Below are 19,064 nucleotides of genomic sequence, written 5' to 3' on the forward strand. Positions count from 1 at the left end.
AGACCGATCCCTTCAGCCGGACTTGGGTATACCTCCTCGATTATATGGTGGACCCTGTAGGACTCGAACCTACGACCAATCGGTTATGAGCCGACCGCTCTGACCAACTGAGCTAAGGGTCCAAAGATGAAACTTATGTAAGTGTTATGGGGCGGACGAGGGGAATCGAACCCCCGAATGTCGGAACCACAATCCGATGCGTTAACCACTTCGCCACGACCGCCATCGTGATTAAAATATAAACATTTTGGTAGCGGCGGAGGGAGTCGAACCCACGACCTCACGGGTATGAACCGTACGCTCTAGCCAGCTGAGCTACACCGCCAAAATGGCTCCACAGGTAGGACTCGAACCTACGACCGATCGGTTAACAGCCGATAGCTCTACCACTGAGCTACTGTGGAATAACGTCTTAACTTTGTTAAGGACAAGAACTACTATATCACGTTACCGTAATTAATGTCAATAACATTTTTAAAATGCATGTGTAACGAACACATGTTTTTTACAACAAAAATAATATAACACGCTTAACAGCTTTAATCAATGACGTTTTATAATACTTGATAATAAAAGTAACCAATCATTAAAGCTTGAGTAAAGACTTTGATCAGTGTTGTTCCTACGAAAGCAAGCACTGTACCAATACCGACAGAAACGGCTGACTTCATTCCTTTTCTTTGAAAAAGAAGTTCTGCGATTACAGCACCTAGAAATGGACCAATGAGAATCCCGGCAACAGGTATTACAAACGGCCCAGCAATCAATCCAATCGTACTTCCCCATAAAGCCGCTTTAGATCCTCCTTTTTTCTTTACTGCATATGCATTTCCTAAGTAGTCAACAACAAACAAACTAATAAACAATAAAATCTGCACCGTAAGAAATAATGGCGTAAACGGCTCAAAAGAAAAAGCGAATCCATAAATTAAAAAACCAGCAGCTAAAAATAACACTCCAGGTAGGATTGGATAGATTAAAGCAATAAAACTGATAACAAACGCTAAACCAATTAAAAACCAAAATAAATAGTCCACTTCTTTCTCCTTTCGCATTAAAGACCAAATAAATAGCCAGGAGGATTTGCCTCCTGGCTTCATTTTACTTTTCTAATACAGCTTCTGCAATGTTAACGGCGTGGTCCCCTATTCTTTCTAGGTTACTTACGATATCAACAAACACAATACCGGCATTTCCGTCACAAAGTCCTTCGTTCATACGCATAATGTGCTGTTTACGAAGTGTACGTTCCATTTTATCGATTTTATCCTCTAATCCGAGTACTTCGTTAGCGAGTTCAATGTTTCCTTCTTCTAATGCTTTAACGGCCTTATCGACTGTTGAAACCGTAAGAGCAAACATTTCATCTAAATCTTGTTTAGCCGTGTCTGTCAAACGAACATTATTACGCAGTTGATAATCAACAAGTTCAATAATATTCTCCATATGGTCCCCAATACGTTCAATGTCACGGGATGTGTCTAGCAACATTGAATGTTCATTTGATTCTTGAGGTGTTAACGGATGTGCAGAAAGTTTAACAAGATAAGATGTTATCTGGCGATCTAAATTATTGATTGCTTCTTCATATTGAAGAGCAAGATCAGAATTCTTTTTATCTTTTTCATTTAAATAGGCGATAGCTTCTTTCAATCCTGCCTGAGAATAGTTAGCCATACGAATAATTTCTTGTTTAGCTTGTCTGATTGCTAATGATGGTGAAGTCTCTAATACGATCTCGTCAAGATGTTTCGCTTTGTACTCGATCAATACATCTTCACCTTTAATTAATTTTGTTACGATTATAGCTAATAATCCTATGAACCAGAATTGTATCAAAACGTTCGTGATATTGAATGTACCGTGTGCAAATGCAATTTGCATTGCTGGTTCCAAGTTAAGCTTCCCTGATAAGAATTCAATATAGTGCCTGAAAGGAACAAGTACGATTAAAAAGATAACTGTTCCAAGCAAGTTGAAGATTACATGCGTAAGAGCAGCACGTCTTGCTGCAACTGTAGTACCGATAGCTGCTAAAATTGCCGTAATCGTAGTACCAATATTATCACCGAACAATACAGGCAGTGCCGCTTTAAGGTCAATCATATTTTGAGAATAAAGTTCTTGCAGTATTCCAATGGTTGCACTTGAAGATTGAACAATTACAGTGAATAGCGTACCAATCACAACCCCAAGTATTGGATTGTCACTCATTGAGACTGTTAAATCTTGAAATGCTTGAAGGCTGCGTAGCGGTTTCATTCCGTCACCCATAAGTTCAAGACCTAAGAATAACGCACCAAAACCAAACGTAATCTGCCCAAAATAGTTAAACTTCGGATTCTTAAAGAAAAAGATTAAGATGGATCCTACTGCGATAATTGGTAATGCATACTCACCAACATCGATACCGATGATAAAGGACGTAACCGTAGTACCAATGTTTGCTCCCATGATAACACCGATCGCTTGCCTTAAGGTTAAGAAACCTGCGTTTACAAGCCCAACTGTTAACACGGTCGTTCCTGAGCTACTTTGTATTAATACTGTTACAAATATCCCTGCTAAAACTCCCATAAAAGGATTTGTTGTTAATTTATCAAGTATTTCTCGTAATCGGTCTCCTGCTGAATTTTGAAGGCCATCTCCCATGTACTTAATACCAAATAAGAAGATCCCCAGTCCTCCGATAAATTGAAATAACATTTCTTGATAATTCAATGTTTACAGCTCCTTATTAACTATCATTTATCAACCTTTGCCATTATCTCTATTTGTATAGTTTGTGTAAATAAAAAAACGCAATTTGTAACATTACCTTTACAATTGATTCTTATTGTCGAAAGGGAAGGGTTCATGTAAACTATTTAAGGTCAGTAAACAAAGGAGTATTTTGATGAAACTACATATCCGTTTTGTTAAAAGTTTATATTCATTTACGTCGATCGCTCAGTTAAGATTAGTTGGCGTAGGCAGTACGATTCTTTATGTCTTATTACTTACTTTATTATGTATCGCACCTGTATTAATCGTTTTCTTATTAACCCTTTTTTCCGATAAACAGCCATTGTCCAATTTTGATAGCTTTGGCTTAAATCCAGATCAAATGCAAAATTTCGCTTCTTCACTGGATGGTATTTTTCCTATTATCGTTGCCGTTATATATGTAGTAATGTATGTTCTATTCTCTGGTCTATTGTTTACAGGTTCTTCTATATTAGCGGGTATTGCAATTCCTGCAGCAAAATTTTTTGGTAAAAGACTTTCGTATAGACATCTTTGGGTCATGTCCTGTTACTCCATTACCTTGCCATCTGTTTTGTTAACAATACTTTTTACTCTAAATGTACAGATTCCTTACTCTTTTATCTGGTTTTGGCTCATATCACTCGTTATTTGCATACTTGCTATTTCCAAGACACCTTCAAAAAAATGAGGGCTTGTAGACACATCATGTATGGCCAGAAAAATCATTTATAGGTCTTCAAAATTATTTATAGGTCTTCAAAATTATTTATAGGTCTTCAATTTTTTTTATAGGTCTTCAAAAAAATTTATAAGTTTTCAACACATTTTATAGGCTTTTCGACAAAAGGTTGAACTGGAAAAACGAGTGTGTTGTATGCATTTAGAAATAAGAAAATAAAAAAAGCGGCCACGAAGCCGCTTTTTTTTACTGTCTATTTAAAGAGTGATTTTACCGCATCAATCAGTGCGATAAGAAAGTCGATGATTTTTTGAATGAACGATTGTGTCTCTTCCTTGTTTAAGAAGTCTCCAAGGTTTTCACTAATGTTCTTAAGATCGCTCTGAACTTGATTCCAGTCAATGTCTAACTCTTTCATCTTATTGAATAGCGCAAGAAGCCCATTTAATTCATCTTGAGTCAGTTCAATCCCCATATCTTTTGCCACTTTTTCGATTAAAGCTCGCAGATCTTCTTCTGACTGAACCGGATTTTTTGCGATTTCTTCTTTAACACGAGTCATTAACTCAGTTGCCTCTTCTGTACCGATTCTTTCTCCTAATTTAGCGGTTTTAACCATTTCTTCGTTAGCTACTTGTTTTTGTGCTTCTGGAATCTCAATCTGAGCTGTTGTTTCATATGCTTTAAGAATACCCGTTAACGCTGCTGTTCCTGACACTTCAAAAGGTGCTGTTACATAGATCTCAGCATCTGTAACACCTGCAGTCGTTAATGCATTCATATACATCTCTTCTGTTACCCAGTTTATATTGTTTGTTTCAACAGACAATCCCTGATCTTTTTTACCAATTGTGATCTTTGATGATGAGATCGCTTTTGATCCAATCTGAGCTTTTGATATATATTCACCTAGATATTGGTGTTCTTCTTCATTTGTAACTGTAACAGTCTCTACATCAGCAGATACATCCATCTCTTTTAATAAACTGTTCTTTTGTTCTTCTGTTAAGTTTTGTCCAAGTGTAACGATAACATCCCCAGGTGCTGCGTCTGCAAACATTTTTAACGGGGCAATAAACAATGCTGCAGCCATTACAGAAAGCAGCGCAAGTACTTTTGCCTTTTTCATTCTTTTCACCTCTCCAATCGGTACATCTACAAAGATACGCAGAAATGTATTTTTTTCTGTCCTTCCTGCCTTTCCATTTTACACCAACGTTTATCTAGAAGTCACTTTTAACTTGTCATATTAAAGATGGACAAGCATATAGTCTTATATGGGAAATTATGCGAAAGGAGAGGGAATTTATGAAACGATTCTTGAGAGCTTGTGCGATCATGCTTATTTTGTACGTTGTAGCCTACGATTTAAAAATTGGTACACTCCCTCAGTCTACTTCTGCAAATGCAAACGCGGAAATAAAAACAGAAAAAAAGCAAAACAAATCATACGAGGCATATGAGGTTAAACCTGGAGAAACTTTAATCTCTGTTGTTGAGAAGCTAAATACGAGTGGGAATTATTCGATTGTGTCGATGATAAAAGACTTCAAATCACTAAATCCTGGGGTGAACCCAGAAAATATTCAATTAGGAAAATCATATAAATTCCCGCTATATAATAAAGTGGATAGATAACATTACTTGTCAAAACAAAATAATCCCTGCTAAAATGAACTGATGATAGGACAGACTAATACTGTCAATTTGAAAAAAGGAGCGATTCACCAAATGAGTGAAATCACCCACCGTTCTAAAACAAGACCTGTAAAAGTAGGACCATTAACAATAGGTGGAACTAACCAGGTTATTGTTCAGAGTATGACAACAACGAAGACACATGATGTAGAAGCTACAGTAGCTGAAATTAAACGCCTAGAAGAAGCTGGCTGTCAGGTCGTACGTGTAGCATGTCCAGACATGCGCGCTGCTGAAGCGATAGCAGATATAAAGAAAAGAATTAATATCCCGCTTGTAGTGGACATTCATTTTGATTATAAACTTGCTCTTAAAGCGATCGAAGGCGGAGCTGACAAGATCAGAATCAATCCAGGTAACATCGGACGCCGTGAAAAGGTCGAAGCTGTTGTAAAAGCAGCAAAAGCTAAAGGGATTCCCATTCGAATTGGTGTTAACGCAGGTTCTCTTGAAAAGAAATATCTTGAAAAGTACGGATATCCAACGGCAGATGGCATGGTAGAAAGTGCACTGCACCATATCAAAATTCTAGAGGAACTTGATTTTCATGATATTATCGTTTCAATGAAAGCATCTGATGTTAATTTAGCGATTGAAGCTTATGAGAAAGCTTCAAAAGCATTTGACTACCCGCTGCACCTTGGTATTACTGAATCTGGTACACTTTTTGCTGGTACAGTTAAGAGTGCTGCGGGACTTGGAGCTATTCTTCATAAAGGCATAGGGAATACACTACGTATTTCGCTAAGTGCCGACCCCGTTGAAGAAGTGAAAGTAGCTCGTGAGTTATTGAAATCATTCGGACTTTTATCTGACGCAGCTACCTTGATCTCTTGTCCAACTTGCGGCCGAATTGAAATCGACTTAATTTCAATAGCTAACGAAGTTGAAGAGTATATCTCTAATGTACGTGCTCCAATTAAAGTAGCAGTACTAGGCTGTGCTGTAAACGGACCTGGTGAGGCACGTGAAGCAGATATCGGAATAGCAGGTGCTCGAGGAGAAGGATTATTATTCCGTCATGGAGAAATCGTACGAAAAATACCTGAAGATCAGCTTTTAGATGAACTTAAAAAAGAAGTTGATATTTTAGCAAAAGCACATGAAGAAAAGTTAAAAGCTGAAGCAGCTGCACAGCAAGTATAATTTACGAAAGCTCCCTCTATTGGGGGCTTTTTTGTTGAACAGGATTTATTAAGTGTATGTAGTTCCGTTTTTCTGCAGGAAATAAGCGAACATGAACGCAAATCTCATTGATTGAGAAAAACGTTGCTCATTTTATAATGGGCGTGTACGCGAGAAACATACAAATTATATCTATGTTCATCTCATTTATACAAACAATGATTAGTACTTCTTAATTTCATGTTATTTGAAATAATTTCAGGTTAATTGAAATAATTTCACATTATTTGAATTTATTTCACATTAATCGCTATAATTTCATATTAACCATTATCTATCAATAAATTCCTCGAAATTACATACAAAAAAGAAGAAGCCTCAGCTTCTCCTTTGCTCCTTCATCCTTTAAAAGAATGGTGCGAAAAACAACGAAATGATTATCGATACGATACCAATTCCGATCGCCCAGTTACCAAGCGAATGTGCACCTTGTCTTCTGGCAATAAAACCAACGATAATACCTGCCGCTCCAAATAACACGGGTAGTATGAACAGGGATAAGACAGAAAGAATAATTGCGATCATTCCAGCCGCTTTTCCGCCTGCCCTTTCACGGTTTCCTTCGTGTTCATGTCGGTGATCTTTGTCTCTATCTGCATAACGAGGCTGCTCATTTTCAGGTAGTGTCAGATCACTTCTCACAGGAACAGGTACAGCTTCAGCCGCCATCTCTTCACGAAAGTCAGCTTCATTTAAATTACGTTCATCTCTTTCGTATGCCATGATGATTCCCCCTCTTTTAGTCTTAAGGAGCGTTCTTATTATGGCTTTAAAAGAGATATTTCATAGATGTTAAGTTATGGGCAAAAAAAAAGAGGCCACATAATGGCCTCGTCGTTTAGTGCTTTGGTTTAAATGTATGACAACAAGTTTCAGCTGTTTCATAAGCAGAATCTTTATGAGCGGCATCTCCATGGAGGTTACCATCAGCGCTCATATCAATAGACATATTTGCATGCTTGTCGATCTCAACAAGAATGGCATCTGCTACACAGTTATTGCCTTCACCCCAATAGGTACAATTCGATACATTACATTTTACTTCAGGCATAAAAAAACCTCCTTTCACTTTAGCTTGGCTAAATAAAAGGAGGAACATACTTGTTTTACAAACAAAAAATTTAATCTCTGCAATCCGTACAATACCCGTAAATCTCAAACTTATGACCTGTTACGTCAAACCCATTAAGTTCACTGTTCAAAACTTCCATCGGGCAAGTGTGAATCGATTTTGTACTGCCACAGGTGAGACAGATCAAATGATGATGGTGTTCATTGTGTGCACACGTAAATCTAAACTTTCTTTCACCTTCCCATTCGGTTTCTTCAAGCAATTCTAAATCAACGAAGGTTGTTAGATTTCGATAGATCGTATCAAAACTAAGACCAGGATATTTTTCTTTCAGGGCTTCTTGTACATCTTTTGCTGAAAGATACCTTTTTTCTTCGGCAAATAGCGAAATCAGGTCTTTTCTTTTTTCTGTATACTTATAACCGTTCTCTTTAAGAATCTCCATTGCTTTATCGATCGTTATGGAAAATTTCACAAGTGACCCACCTTTCTGGAACCTGTAAATTTTTTATAAAGGATGCTTAAACATAAAATAACAACAAGGCATAAAACAATGGTTCCTCCAGAAGCCAGATCGAGATAGTAAGAAAGAAACATCCCTGAAATTACAGCAATCTCTCCAAAAAGCACGGATAACCAGATTGCCTGCTTAAATCCTTTTGCAATTCGGATACTTGCCGCAACCGGCAGCGTCATAAGCGCAGAGACAAGAAGAATACCCACTATTTTCATTGATGCTGCAATAACCAAAGCCGTAATGGCCATAAAAGCAACTAAGATCCAACTGCTTCGTATACCAGAGAGTTTCCCTTGTTCTTCGTCAAAAGAGAGGACGAACAGTTCTTTGTACATAAAGAAAACAAATAAAAGTACAACAATAAGAATAGCAAATACAGTCCAAACATCTGACTTCTTAACCGCGATAATACTCCCAAATAGGTAATTGAACAGATCAGTGTTGAATCCATCTGCCATTGAAATAAAGATAACACTTAGACCTATCCCCGCTGACATGATAATCGGTATAGCAAGTTCTTCGTAATGTTTGTACACCTTTCTAAGCTGTTCGATAAAAATAGCTCCCCCAACTGAAAAAGCCATCCCGAGATATATAGGGTTAGCTGCTGCAAAGAATGAAGACCACTTTCCTAATAACAAGTTTGCTGCTATTCCCGCTAAAGTAATATGAGAAAGTGCATCTGCAATTAAAGCTTGCCTCCTAACTACAATAAAGACTCCTAACACAGGAGCAAGCAGTCCTACCATTATTCCGGTTAAGAAGGCGTTTTGTAAAAATTCATATTTTAAAAACGGCACGATTCATTCATCCCCTTACTTCTGCTCATGATCATGGTGGAGAACATGAACATGATGTCCATAAAAAGCAGACATTTTATCAGAAGAACTCTCCTCAAATTCTTTTGTATTGCCATGAAAGTGAACTTGCTTGTTTAAGCAAGCTACATCTGTTACATAACTTGTCATAACCCCTACATCATGTGTAACTAAGACAAGTGTCATATTGTTATCATGATGCAGATCTTTTAACATCTTATAAAAGGATTCTGTTGACTCTGTGTCAACACCGACAGTCGGTTCATCTAAGATTAAAAGCTCAGGGTCGCTAACTAACGCCCGAGCGATAAAGATTCGTTGCTGTTGACCGCCAGAGAGTTCACCAATATTCTGGTGTGCAGATTTATCCATGTTCACAGATTTTAGAGCATCCCATACTTTCTTTTTATCCGATGGTTTTAAAAAACGAAACAAACCAACTTTACCGAAAAGTCCCATGGAAACAACTTCAAATGCTGTTGCGGGAAATGCGGTATTAAAACTGTTTGCTTTTTGCGAAACGTAGCCGATCTTATCCCAATCATTAAATTTATTTACTTTTTCTCCAAAAAGGTAAACTTGCCCCTGCTGAGGCTTCTGCAGACCTAAGATACATTTAATCAGTGTAGATTTACCTGACCCATTCGGACCAACAAGCCCTAAAAAAGATCCTTTTTTAATTTCCATTGTTACATGCTGAAGTACATTCTTATCACCATAATGGAACGATAAATCATCTACACGAATGGCTATTGAATTTCCGTTGTTCTCCATGACTAACCTCCGTGAAAATGAATAATAAGTAGTAATGAGTACGATTTAGACTGTCTCATAGTATACACGAAATCTTAACAAAGTAAAACAACATGCCTAAGTGACATGCTGTCAATTGAAGATGGACATATTTTACTCAACGCCTTTTAACAGACTTTCAACGGTCCGTTCTAAGTCTTTTGATTCTACGATTTGATCGGCACCTTTTAAGTACTTTTGCTCAAGCGTTGTTTCTACGGCTAAACAATAAGCACCAGCACTTTTCGCAGATTGGATGCCAAGTGGTGCATTCTCAATAACCAGCCACTCGGATGGGCTGAACGGGTGTTGCTCCATGGCTAATAAATACGGTTCAGGCGCAGGCTTTCCTTCTTTCACGTCATCGCCCGTAATGATCGTATGAAATGTGATCGGAAGTTTTTGCAACACTTCAGCGACGAATTCTTTTCTGCTTCCTGTTACTAAAGCGATCGGAATATGGTGTTTTTGCAAAAGGTTAAGCGTTGAAATGGTTTCTTCTATAAACTCGTATTGGGCATTCTTTTTAAAATAGTCTCTCTTTTGTACATATATATCTTCAATGATTTCTTCCGAAGCATCTACATTAAAAACTTCAAAAACATCCTTAATTGTCTTCTTACCCGGCATTCCTTCTCTTATGTAAAAAACATGCTCATCATGATCATAGCCTTTTTTATTAAATGCATAACGCCATGCTTCAACATGATGATGCATTGTATCAACAACTACACCATCCATATCGAAACAAACCGCTTTTAATTTCATACAATAACCACCTTACTTTTGAACTAACATCTCCCATTATAAAGTAAATTTATAGAAAATAAAAAAATAGAAGCTGAAGGCTACTCAGCTTCTATATTTGATTCTTAGTTTAATCCTTCAATAACGGTTTTTGTGTTCCATTCCATCATTTTTTTGTATGTGTCTCCATCTTTACCTGGTTTCCCTAGTGAGTCTGTAAACACTTTTCCTGAAATAGGTATACCTGTTTCTTTAGAGACAGTTTCCATACTTCTAGCGTCGACGCTTGTTTCTACAAACAAGGAAGGAACGTTTCGTTCTTTGAGCAGATCAACCAGCCTTTTGATCTGTTGTGGGGAACCTTGGTTTTCTGAATTGATCTCCCAAACGTAAGCTGTATCCACATTGTAAGCTTCTCCAAAGTATTTAAATGCTCCTTCACTCGTAACAAGTACACGTTTTTCTTTCGGGATTTTATTTATCTCTGAAACAGTCTTGTCGTGAAGTGCTTTTAATTCACCAATGTACTTTTCAGCATTATTCTTATAGTACTCTTTGTTTTCTGGATCCTCTTTCATTAGTGCATCCCGAATGTTTTCCACATAGATTATGCCATTCTCAATATTTAACCAAGCATGCGGATCATATTGTTTTTCAAGTCCTTTTGATTCTAAGTGGATAGCTTTAACGCCTTCACTCACACGGTAGACAGGCGCATCTTTCCCATCTTTATTAGATGTTTTTAATAACTTATTAAACCATGAATTTCCTTCTTCTAAATTTAACCCGTTAAAAAAGACAACATCTGCGTCAGTTGTTTTTAAAACATCTTCTGGCAGCGGATCGTATTCATGCGGATTCGAACCGATCGGCGCTAAGCTATGAACGTCGACTTTGTCTCCACCAACATTTTTAACCAAGTCATAAATGATGGAGTAAGTAGTAACGACTTCTACTTTTTCTGAATCATCTTTGTCAGAGCTGCAGCCTGCTGCAGCTGTTAATAATGACCCAGCTAAAATGAGACTTGCTATTCTTTTGAACATATAATCATCCTCCCTACTTCTCCATCAGCTCTAGTCTGTTTTTTCTTGATTTATGCGCTTTCCATACTAAGCCTTGAGACGGGCTGAAGAAAAACGCAAGGGCAAAAAGAAAAGCTGATACTAAAACGATCGTGGCACCTGATGCTAAGTTGTAAGTAAAGCTGAAATATAAACCGAATACAGATGAAATAACTCCGATTATTGCAGACAGATAAATCATCACCGACAATCGGTTTGTTAACAGGTAAGCTGTTGCTGCAGGCGTGATCAACATGGCAACGACAAGAACGATTCCAACGGTCTGAAGAGAAGCAACCGTAACCATTGTTAGTACAGCCATCAGCGCATAGTGTATCCATTTATTAGGCAGTCCGTAGCTTTGTGCCATTGTTGGATCGAAAGTTGAAACGAGCAGCTCTTTGTAGAAAAGAACGACCAGCCCGATCACTAATAAGCCGATGCCAAGGGTGATCCACATGTCACTCATCCTTACAGCAAGAACATTACCAAAGAGAATGTGATATAAATCTGCAGAACTTTTCATCATCGTGATGATTACGATTCCCACAGCAAACATGCTTGTGAACATGATGCCGATCGCCATATCATGCTTAATCCTGCTGTTTTGGCTTACATAGCCGATTCCGATAGCTGTAAGCACACCTGTCAGGACGGCTCCAAAGAAAAAGTTGATGCCTAGCATATAGCTGATTGCAACTCCTGGTAACACCGCGTGAGAGATGGCATCACCCATTAAAGCCATGCCTCTTAAGATGATAAAGCATCCTACAATTCCACAAATGATCCCTACTACCACTGACGTAAAGAGTGCTTTTTGTAAAAATTCATACTGCAGCAGTGCTTGAAAGAATTCAAAAATACTCATGTTGTCACATTCACCCCTTTAGGCTGAAGAAATGAAAACTGATTAGCGTAAGCTTTTGTAATCACCTCTGGCTGAAGAACTTCTTCAGAAGCACCGTAATGAATCATATTTTTGTTCAGCAGAAGCAAGTGATCAAAATAAGACTCTGCTTTGCTTAAATCATGATGCACGACTAGTATCGTTTTTCCTTCTTTTTTTAGATCCCTTAAGATATGAATGATTGTTTCTTCACTTGCGACATCAATACCAACAAATGGTTCATCCAGAAAGAACAACTCTGCATTTTGAGCAAGTGCTCTGGCAAGGAATACCCTTTGCTGCTGTCCTCCTGAAAGTTCACCGATCTGCCTGTTACTGAATGATTCCATCCCTACTGTCTTCAAACATTCATAAGCCCATTGTCGATCACCTTTTGATGGTCTTTTAAATAGTCCTAGTTTTGGATAAGTACCAAGAAGAACGACATCAAATACTGTGATCGGAAAATCCCAATCGATGTCTGAACGCTGCGGAACATAAGCAATTCTTTTTTTCCACTTTCTCAGCGGCTCACCAAAAATTTGGATTTCACCCTTATCTTTAGATATTAAATTTAATGCCGCTTTCATCATACTGGACTTACCTGCTCCGTTCGGTCCTATAATACCGACTAAACTTCCTCTTTCCACTGAAAAGGATATATCTTTAACAACTTGATTTCCTAAGTATGAAACATATAATTGTTCAATCTTTAATGCACATTCCACGGAAAAAAGACCTCCTTTTTTCGCTCGGTAACTTTTTTTGCCCCAGAGCAACTTTTAGATAAAAAAATAGTTCCACCACAATGTATGAAATAAAAAGAAGGATAGTGACTATTTTGACATGAGAATTGTTTCCTTCAGGCAACTTTTTTACTTAAGTCAAATTATATAGGGTGGACACAAAATTGTAAACGATTTTTTCTAGCCTTATTTCTACATTTGCTATATAATCAATTCTGGCAGGAAACTGCTGGGTGGGAGAGGGTTGTTTTACAGTATTAAGGAAGGAACAAATGGAACAAAATAATGTTTCACTTAAAAAAGAAGTATTAGCAGGTCTTACATCATTTTTCACAATCGCTTATATTATTGTCGTTAACCCACTAATATTAGCAGATGCTGGAATGCCCTATGAGGGTGTTGTACTCGCTACAATTCTTACTTCTGTTGTAGGATGTTTAATCATGGGGCTATATGCAAATGCTCCGATCGTTCTGACACCGGGCATGGGTGTTAATGCATTTTTCACGTATACCATTGTCCAAGGTATGAACCTAAGCTGGCAAGAAGCTCTTGCAGCAGTCGTTATGTCTGGTATTTTCTTTTTAATAGCAGCTTCGACACCGTTAAAAGATATACTCTCTAAAAGTATTCCTCAATCATTGAAACACAGCATTACAGTGGGAATCGGGTTGTTCTTAACGTTTATAGGACTTCAAAAAGGCGGAATCATTGAAGCTAGCTCTGCTACTTTCGTGAAGTTAGGGCATTTAAATCATCCTGACGCCATTCTTACAGTTGTTGGATTGGCTGTTACGCTAGCCCTGTTCTTGAAGAACGTGAAAGGAAGCTTCTTAATCGGTATTGCTTTTACCACTCTTATCGGCTTTCTTATGGGTCATACACAAGCAGTAAAAGGAATGTCTGATGGATTTTCTTTTAAACCGTTTGGGGAATTGCTATTCGCTTTTGATTTTTCAGGTATTACAGAGCTGTCCTTTTGGATTGCAACATTTTCACTAACCATGATCATTACTTTTGAAAACATGGGGTTGTTGTATGGATTGTTGCCTGATCAAAAGAAATTCCCGAAAGCTTTTCAAGCTAATGCTGCTTCATCTATCGTCTCAGGACTCTTTGGTACAAGTCCAACAATTTCGACTGTAGAGAGCGCGTCTGGTATTCAAGAAGGCGGCAGAACGGGGATTACAAGTATTACCGTTGCTGTATTGTTTATCGGTTCAATATTTGCAGCTCCTTTCATTGCTTATATACCAGATGGCGCCATTGCACCGATCTTAATCATTATTGGCGGCTTGATGGTACAGCAGATTCAGCATATTCCTTTTGCTGATTTTACAGAGATGTTTCCATCGTTTCTAATCATTGCGCTCATTCCATTAACATACAGCATTGTCGATGGTCTTGCTTTTGGATTTATCGCATATCCGCTTGTTAAATGGATGTCCGGGCAAAAGAAACAAGTTACAGCGCCAATGTATGTTATTGCCTTTTTATTCTTTATGAATTTTATCCTTCATACAATCGTATAAAAATATAAACAAAAAGACTTTGGACAATTTCCAGAGTCTTTTTTAGGTTGTTTTCTTAAGCTTTGTTGTTATTGAAAGTATAGTTGATTCTCTTAGAAAAAAAGTCTTTTTTTAGCACTTTCTCCCCTTTTCACTCATAGAATGAGAAAGTCGGGAGGGGGTTACTAAATGAATCCAATTATCGTTCATTTTGTAAATCAAAAACTAAATTCGATCAGTCCGAATGAACTGATTACTCTGGCAGCGCAATATCAGCTTCCAATTTCTCAAAAAGAAGCCGTTCAAATCGTAAACATTCTGCGAAGGCAGACCATCGATATTAAAAACCTTGGACAGCGTAAACAGATCATTGCTACTATTGCAAAAGAAGTCAGTCCTGAAAAAGCGAACTATATTCAATACTTAATTCAGACTTATATTGATAGGTAATACAAAAAGCCGCAAGAACGATTGCGGCTTTTTGTTATGATTTGATTCATTTGGCATGGCTTAAATCTTATGCGTTTAACAATTTATTCTGAAGTTCAGGGTCAAACGCCTTTGCTTTTATCATCTCGATCTCAAGTTGATAAGGAGGTCTTTTGTTATTTTTATCAGTACCTACATAAGGTGTTTCAAGGATCTTTGGAATATCCTTGAATTGATCATGATGTACAATATAACTTAATGCATCAAATCCAATATGTCCGAAGCCGATGTTTTCGTGTCTGTCTTTTGCAGCCCCGCTAACATTTTTACTGTCGTTAATGTGGAACACTTTTATCCGATCCATACCGATTATTTTATCAAACTGATTCATAACTCCATCAAAATCGTTTACGATGTCATAGCCTGCATCATGTGTATGGCACGTATCAAAGCAAACAGAAAGCTTTTCGTTCAATGTAACGCCATCAATAATCTGCGCAAGCTCGTCAAACGTCTTTCCGCATTCAGATCCTTTTCCGGCCATTGTCTCTAGCGCAATTTGAACATTTTGCTCTTTTGTCAGCACTTCATTAAGCCCTTCAATGATCTTTTTGATGCCGACCTCAGAACCTTCACCAACGTGCGCCCCAGGATGAAGCACGATCTGTTTTGCTCCAAGTGCATCTGTTCGTTCGATCTCTCTTCTTAGAAAATCAACACCAAGCTCAAAAGTTTCAGGTTTAACGGCATTCCCGATATTGATAATATATGGAGCATGAACGACAATATCAACGATGCCATTTTCAAGCATGTGCTTCGTTCCTGCTTCAATATTAAGGTCTTCTATTTTTTTTCGTCTCGTGTTTTGGGGTGCACCTGTATAGATCATAAAAGTGTTGGCACCATATGAAACAGCTTCTTCACTTGCAGCGAGAAGCATTTTTTTACCGCTCATTGAAACGTGAGATCCTAGTTTAATCATATTTTCCCCTCTTCTCTAACAATAACTATCTGATGTTTCTTCTTTTCTTCTTCATTAATTTCTTTTTCTGCTCGTCCATCTTCTTCTTATATCCAGGTTTTACTTTACGTGGTTTTGGAACGTACACGCCGTCTTGTTCTTTTGATCCTGTGCTTTTTTTACTAGGTTTTACAGGCACCCATTCCCCATTTTTATATTGTTCTAAATGGAAAACAATTTTTTTCTCTTTAAGTTTTTGAATGGCATGCTGATCTGTCTGTTCAAAAAGAGAAGCACAGATTCCTGACATTCCAGCACGGCCCGTTCTTCCAGCTCTATGAATGTAGAAATCAAGGTCTTTCGGAAATTCATAGTTAATGATGTGGCTGACACCTTTAATATCGATTCCTCGTGCTGCAAGATCTGTTGCAACTAGGTATTGAAATTCCGCTTTTTGTACACGTTTCATGATATTTTTTCTTGTTCGTGGCGGAATATCACCATGCAAGCGCTCAACACTCATACCTTCTGCACTCATTGCATCCGCAATTTCATCGACTGCTTTTTTCGTGTTAGCAAAGATTATCGCAAAATAAGGATTATAATTTCTCGCTGTTTTAATTAACGTAGGAAGCTTGTCATTATGCTTCGCTTGAATAAGGACATGCTTAATGTCTTTTGCCGTAATATGCTGTGGCTCAACATGAACGTGTTTCGGATTTTGCATGTATTTTTTCAAGAAGGGCTGCAATTTTTCAGGTACAGTCGCAGAAAACACCATCATCTGAAGTTCGTTTGCCATACGAGATGCAATCAAGTCTACATCTTCAATAAAGCCCATATCAAGCATCTGATCTGCTTCATCTACTACGAGCATATTCGCTGTAAATACAACCAGCTCTTGCGCGTTCACAAGATCTTTAATACGTCCCGGAGTACCGATTACAAGTTGAGGAACGGTCTTCAATTTTTCGGCCATTCTCTTTCTGTCTGTTCCTCCCACGATTGCTTTTGCACGGATTTGTTTTCCTTCTGGCAAATGTTCAGAGATTTTAAGAAATTCGTTATGAATCTGCTGAGCTAATTCACGAGTTGGAGCTGTAATGACAGCTTGTACTTCATTTTTTGTTACATCGATTCTGTGCATAAGAGGTAACAGAAAAGCAAATGTCTTTCCGGAACCTGTTTGTGACTGACCGATCATGTCTTGGCCATTAATAATTCCAGGAATAACACGTTCTTGTATATCCGTTGGTCTTTCAAATCCAATACTGCTTAACGCAGTTTGGAGCGATTCGTTTATTTTTAACCGTTCGAACGGAGATTTCATACGCTCACCTTTTCTTTTTCAATATAAATTCATTCACTTTTAGTATTATAGAGTAAGTTTTGCATTTCCGCCAACCATCCTTAAGATTAGGAAGAAAACAGGGATAAATATCACACATGTTTTTCTAATTTCATATTCTGTATATGAGCGTATTATTTTGGAAAGGAGGGGGAATTATGCAGCCATTTTATAGATATCCAAATCAACCTCAGCATCCGATGCAGCCGTTTCAAGTAAATCCTTATATGCAAAACATGCATGGAATGCCTGGAATGAACCACATGCCTCGTCAGATGGGTTCAGTAGATCGATTTTTAGGAACAATTGGAAACGGTGGAAGTGTGACAGGCGGTACTAATGTCTTCACAATGCTGAACAATGTTCAAAAGGTACTAAAAGTTGCTGAAACGATGGGACCAATGATCAAGCAATACGGTCCTGCTATGAGGAATCTGCCATCCATCATGACAGCGCTTAAGGATTTCCAGAACGGGTCGAGCAAAAAGTCGGACAGTGATACTGAGGCAGATACCTCCGAAAAAGCGGAAATGACCGTAGTGAAAAATGAAGTTAAAGAAAATGCTGAGTCCAAGAAAAAAGAGAAGAAAGAAAAAAGAAAATCAGACTCAGAGGAGAAGATCGTTGTAGCAGGTCCTAAATCATCAAAAGCTCCCACCCAACCTAACGCAGCACCAAAAGGCAAAGTAGCATCACCAGGAACAAAGTTCATACCGTCTGCACCAAAACCAAACGTTCCTAAAGGTTATCAATTGCAAGGACCTAAGCTATATGTATAAGTATTGTGTTTGAGTTCTAATGATCTCTCCTATATAATAAGAGACATACAGAAGTAAATCTCCCAAGACAGCATAGATCTCTGTGCTGTCTTTTATATGAATAAAGGAGAGAGCCAAACATGGAAATAATAAAAATATCTCCGAGAGGGTATTGTTATGGCGTTGTGGATGCAATGGTAATGGCAAGGCAAGCTGCGAATGATCCAACACTGCCAAGACCTATCTATATTCTTGGTATGATCGTACACAACAAACATGTAACAGATGCCTTTGAAGAAGAAGGAATCATTACACTCGATGGAAATAACCGCTTAGATATTATCCGTAATATTGATTCAGGTACAGTAATCTATACAGCTCATGGAGTTTCACCAGAAGTGAGACGCATTGCTCACGAAAAAGGCCTTTATGAAATAGATGCAACATGTCCAGATGTAACAAAAACGCATGACCTTATACGTGAAAAAGAAAAAGAAGGTTATGAAATTATCTATATCGGAAAAAAAGGCCATCCTGAACCTGAAGGTGCAATCGGAATCGCTCCACACATTGTTCACCTCGTTGAAAATATGGATGATTTAGAAGCACTAGATGTTCAAAGCGAGAAGATACTTATTACAAATCAAACGACAATGAGTCAATGGGATGTAGCTGAACTCATTAAACACTTGCTCGTGAAGTATCCTTCGGCAGAGGTTCATAAAGAAATTTGCTTAGCGACACAGGTAAGACAGGAAGCTGTTGCGAATCAAGCTGGAGATTGCGACCTGGTTCTTGTGGTTGGTGATCCTAGGAGCAATAACTCAAACCGTTTGGCACAAGTTTCAGAAGAAATCGCGGGTACAACTGCTTATCGAATCTCGGATGTTTCAGAAATTGACCTTGCATGGTTAGAAGGTGTCAAAAAGGTTGGTATCACATCTGGTGCTTCTACTCCTACACCAATAACTAAAGAAGTTATTGATTTCCTTAAAAATTATGATGCCACGAATGAAGAAACGTGGAAAAAAGAACGGAAAGTTACATTAAACCGCATTCTTCCTAAAGTAAAAGAAAAAAAATAACAAGAAAGCAAAGCTGATTT

The 19,064-nt window shown here is 38.0% G+C and carries 21 protein-coding genes and 4 tRNA genes; 7 read left to right on the forward strand and 18 right to left on the reverse strand.

All coding sequences use genetic code 11. From position 1 onward, the window contains the following. Positions 1-45: 45 nt before the first annotated feature. The 6 genes from AWM68_RS04290 to AWM68_RS04315 all read right to left on the reverse strand — a co-directional run bounded on the left by AWM68_RS04290 (position 46) and on the right by AWM68_RS04315 (position 2,706). Positions 46-122 (reverse strand) — tRNA-Ile (locus AWM68_RS04290). Between the two features lie 25 nt (positions 123-147). Next, positions 148-223, reverse strand: a tRNA-His gene (locus AWM68_RS04295). A 25-nt stretch (positions 224-248) separates the two neighbouring features. Beyond that, positions 249-325 (reverse strand) — tRNA-Met (locus tag AWM68_RS04300). Positions 326-329: 4 nt separating this feature from the next. Then, a tRNA-Asn gene (locus AWM68_RS04305) sits at positions 330-404 on the reverse strand. Between the two features lie 150 nt (positions 405-554). After that, positions 555-1,037, reverse strand: a complete 483-nt coding sequence (locus tag AWM68_RS04310; RefSeq protein WP_066237812.1) for a DUF456 domain-containing protein — start codon at positions 1,035-1,037, stop codon at positions 555-557. A 64-nt stretch (positions 1,038-1,101) separates the two neighbouring features. Continuing rightward, positions 1,102-2,706: a Na/Pi cotransporter family protein gene (locus AWM68_RS04315; RefSeq protein ID WP_066237815.1), complete on the reverse strand. Its 1,605-nt coding sequence runs from the start codon at positions 2,704-2,706 to the stop codon at positions 1,102-1,104. Between the two features lie 190 nt (positions 2,707-2,896). Here AWM68_RS04315 and AWM68_RS04320 point away from each other — a divergent pair, with 190 nt between their 5' ends. Beyond that, positions 2,897-3,436 (forward strand): DUF1189 family protein, encoded by a 540-nt coding sequence (locus AWM68_RS04320; protein WP_066237515.1) that lies wholly within the window; start codon positions 2,897-2,899, stop codon positions 3,434-3,436. A gap of 244 nt (positions 3,437-3,680) precedes the next feature. Here the strand turns inward: AWM68_RS04320 and AWM68_RS04325 are convergent, their stop codons facing one another. Further along, positions 3,681-4,556: a DUF1002 domain-containing protein gene (locus AWM68_RS04325; protein ID WP_066237520.1), complete on the reverse strand. Its 876-nt coding sequence runs from the start codon at positions 4,554-4,556 to the stop codon at positions 3,681-3,683. Positions 4,557-4,735: 179 nt separating this feature from the next. Here AWM68_RS04325 and AWM68_RS04330 point away from each other — a divergent pair, with 179 nt between their 5' ends. Together AWM68_RS04330 and ispG are read left to right on the forward strand one after the other, a co-directional pair. After that, complete coding sequence (locus AWM68_RS04330; protein ID WP_066237522.1) at positions 4,736-5,065, forward strand: LysM peptidoglycan-binding domain-containing protein; 330 nt, start codon at positions 4,736-4,738, stop codon at positions 5,063-5,065. A gap of 93 nt (positions 5,066-5,158) precedes the next feature. Continuing rightward, entirely contained in the window at positions 5,159-6,271 is a 1,113-nt protein-coding gene (gene ispG, locus AWM68_RS04335; protein WP_066237525.1) for a flavodoxin-dependent (E)-4-hydroxy-3-methylbut-2-enyl-diphosphate synthase, read from the forward strand. A gap of 384 nt (positions 6,272-6,655) precedes the next feature. On the opposite strand, the gene AWM68_RS04340 is transcribed toward ispG, so the two are convergent. The 9 genes from AWM68_RS04340 to AWM68_RS04380 form a co-directional block, all read right to left on the reverse strand. Continuing rightward, a complete protein-coding gene (locus AWM68_RS04340) occupies positions 6,656-7,033 on the reverse strand; it encodes a DUF4190 domain-containing protein (protein WP_066237533.1) in 378 nt (125 codons plus the stop codon). 115 nt (positions 7,034-7,148) lie between these two features. Next, positions 7,149-7,361, reverse strand: a complete 213-nt coding sequence (locus tag AWM68_RS04345) for a DUF1540 domain-containing protein (RefSeq protein ID WP_066237539.1) — start codon at positions 7,359-7,361, stop codon at positions 7,149-7,151. Between the two features lie 70 nt (positions 7,362-7,431). Next, a complete protein-coding gene (locus AWM68_RS04350) occupies positions 7,432-7,845 on the reverse strand; it encodes a Fur family transcriptional regulator (protein WP_066237819.1) in 414 nt (137 codons plus the stop codon). Positions 7,846-7,853: 8 nt separating this feature from the next. Continuing rightward, positions 7,854-8,702, reverse strand: coding sequence for a metal ABC transporter permease (locus AWM68_RS04355; protein ID WP_419865571.1), 849 nt, complete (start codon positions 8,700-8,702; stop codon positions 7,854-7,856). 12 nt (positions 8,703-8,714) lie between these two features. Beyond that, on the reverse strand, positions 8,715-9,491 hold the full coding sequence (locus AWM68_RS04360) for a metal ABC transporter ATP-binding protein (protein WP_066237541.1): 777 nt from the start codon (positions 9,489-9,491) through the stop codon (positions 8,715-8,717). A 132-nt stretch (positions 9,492-9,623) separates the two neighbouring features. Then, positions 9,624-10,277 carry an HAD family hydrolase gene (locus tag AWM68_RS04365; protein ID WP_066237544.1) on the reverse strand — a complete coding sequence of 218 codons (654 nt, stop codon included), beginning with the start codon at positions 10,275-10,277 and terminating at the stop codon, positions 9,624-9,626. 104 nt (positions 10,278-10,381) lie between these two features. Beyond that, positions 10,382-11,302 carry a metal ABC transporter substrate-binding protein gene (locus AWM68_RS04370; RefSeq protein ID WP_066237548.1) on the reverse strand — a complete coding sequence of 307 codons (921 nt, stop codon included), beginning with the start codon at positions 11,300-11,302 and terminating at the stop codon, positions 10,382-10,384. 13 nt (positions 11,303-11,315) lie between these two features. Next, complete coding sequence (locus AWM68_RS04375) at positions 11,316-12,188, reverse strand: metal ABC transporter permease (protein WP_066237549.1); 873 nt, start codon at positions 12,186-12,188, stop codon at positions 11,316-11,318. Continuing rightward, positions 12,185-12,934: a metal ABC transporter ATP-binding protein gene (locus AWM68_RS04380; RefSeq protein ID WP_066237554.1), complete on the reverse strand. Its 750-nt coding sequence runs from the start codon at positions 12,932-12,934 to the stop codon at positions 12,185-12,187. Before AWM68_RS04380 ends, AWM68_RS04375 begins: the two co-directional genes overlap by 4 nt. Before the next feature lie 290 nt (positions 12,935-13,224). Between AWM68_RS04380 and AWM68_RS04385 the strand changes: the two genes are divergently transcribed. Next, complete coding sequence (locus tag AWM68_RS04385; RefSeq protein WP_066237557.1) at positions 13,225-14,484, forward strand: NCS2 family permease; 1,260 nt, start codon at positions 13,225-13,227, stop codon at positions 14,482-14,484. A gap of 168 nt (positions 14,485-14,652) precedes the next feature. Then, positions 14,653-14,913, forward strand: coding sequence for a DUF2624 family protein (locus AWM68_RS04390; RefSeq protein ID WP_066237560.1), 261 nt, complete (start codon positions 14,653-14,655; stop codon positions 14,911-14,913). A 67-nt stretch (positions 14,914-14,980) separates the two neighbouring features. Here the strand turns inward: AWM68_RS04390 and AWM68_RS04395 are convergent, their stop codons facing one another. Then, positions 14,981-15,874 (reverse strand): deoxyribonuclease IV, encoded by an 894-nt coding sequence (locus tag AWM68_RS04395; protein ID WP_066237562.1) that lies wholly within the window; start codon positions 15,872-15,874, stop codon positions 14,981-14,983. A 25-nt stretch (positions 15,875-15,899) separates the two neighbouring features. Further along, on the reverse strand, positions 15,900-17,183 hold the full coding sequence (locus tag AWM68_RS04400) for a DEAD/DEAH box helicase (RefSeq protein ID WP_066237566.1): 1,284 nt from the start codon (positions 17,181-17,183) through the stop codon (positions 15,900-15,902). 176 nt (positions 17,184-17,359) lie between these two features. Here AWM68_RS04400 and vrrA point away from each other — a divergent pair, with 176 nt between their 5' ends. Both vrrA and AWM68_RS04410 read left to right on the forward strand, forming a co-directional pair. Then, positions 17,360-17,980, forward strand: a complete 621-nt coding sequence (gene vrrA / locus AWM68_RS04405) for a VrrA/YqfQ family protein (protein WP_066237568.1) — start codon at positions 17,360-17,362, stop codon at positions 17,978-17,980. A gap of 119 nt (positions 17,981-18,099) precedes the next feature. Beyond that, positions 18,100-19,044 (forward strand): 4-hydroxy-3-methylbut-2-enyl diphosphate reductase, encoded by a 945-nt coding sequence (locus tag AWM68_RS04410; RefSeq protein WP_066237571.1) that lies wholly within the window; start codon positions 18,100-18,102, stop codon positions 19,042-19,044. The last annotated feature ends 20 nt before the right edge of the window (positions 19,045-19,064 follow it).

Source organism: Fictibacillus phosphorivorans, assembly GCF_001619875.1.
Classification (GTDB): domain Bacteria; phylum Bacillota; class Bacilli; order Bacillales; family Fictibacillaceae; genus Fictibacillus; species Fictibacillus phosphorivorans_B.

Excerpts from the sequence above, each read along its gene's own strand:
- AWM68_RS04315 (WP_066237815.1), bottom strand. The coding sequence starts at position 2,706 with ATGTTATTTCAATTTATCGGAGGACTGGGGATCTTCTTATTTGGTATT.
- AWM68_RS04320 (WP_066237515.1), top strand. The coding sequence starts at position 2,897 with ATGAAACTACATATCCGTTTTGTTAAAAGTTTATATTCATTTACGTCG.
- AWM68_RS04325 (WP_066237520.1), bottom strand. The coding sequence starts at position 4,556 with ATGAAAAAGGCAAAAGTACTTGCGCTGCTTTCTGTAATGGCTGCAGCA.
- AWM68_RS04330 (WP_066237522.1), top strand. The coding sequence starts at position 4,736 with ATGAAACGATTCTTGAGAGCTTGTGCGATCATGCTTATTTTGTACGTT.
- ispG (WP_066237525.1), top strand. The coding sequence starts at position 5,159 with ATGAGTGAAATCACCCACCGTTCTAAAACAAGACCTGTAAAAGTAGGA.
- AWM68_RS04340 (WP_066237533.1), bottom strand. The coding sequence starts at position 7,033 with ATGGCATACGAAAGAGATGAACGTAATTTAAATGAAGCTGACTTTCGT.
- AWM68_RS04345 (WP_066237539.1), bottom strand. The coding sequence starts at position 7,361 with ATGCCTGAAGTAAAATGTAATGTATCGAATTGTACCTATTGGGGTGAA.
- AWM68_RS04360 (WP_066237541.1), bottom strand. The coding sequence starts at position 9,491 with ATGGAGAACAACGGAAATTCAATAGCCATTCGTGTAGATGATTTATCG.
- AWM68_RS04365 (WP_066237544.1), bottom strand. The coding sequence starts at position 10,277 with ATGAAATTAAAAGCGGTTTGTTTCGATATGGATGGTGTAGTTGTTGAT.
- AWM68_RS04370 (WP_066237548.1), bottom strand. The coding sequence starts at position 11,302 with ATGTTCAAAAGAATAGCAAGTCTCATTTTAGCTGGGTCATTATTAACA.
- AWM68_RS04375 (WP_066237549.1), bottom strand. The coding sequence starts at position 12,188 with ATGAGTATTTTTGAATTCTTTCAAGCACTGCTGCAGTATGAATTTTTA.
- AWM68_RS04385 (WP_066237557.1), top strand. The coding sequence starts at position 13,225 with ATGGAACAAAATAATGTTTCACTTAAAAAAGAAGTATTAGCAGGTCTT.
- AWM68_RS04390 (WP_066237560.1), top strand. The coding sequence starts at position 14,653 with ATGAATCCAATTATCGTTCATTTTGTAAATCAAAAACTAAATTCGATC.
- AWM68_RS04395 (WP_066237562.1), bottom strand. The coding sequence starts at position 15,874 with ATGATTAAACTAGGATCTCACGTTTCAATGAGCGGTAAAAAAATGCTT.
- AWM68_RS04400 (WP_066237566.1), bottom strand. The coding sequence starts at position 17,183 with ATGAAATCTCCGTTCGAACGGTTAAAAATAAACGAATCGCTCCAAACT.
- vrrA (WP_066237568.1), top strand. The coding sequence starts at position 17,360 with ATGCAGCCATTTTATAGATATCCAAATCAACCTCAGCATCCGATGCAG.
- AWM68_RS04410 (WP_066237571.1), top strand. The coding sequence starts at position 18,100 with ATGGAAATAATAAAAATATCTCCGAGAGGGTATTGTTATGGCGTTGTG.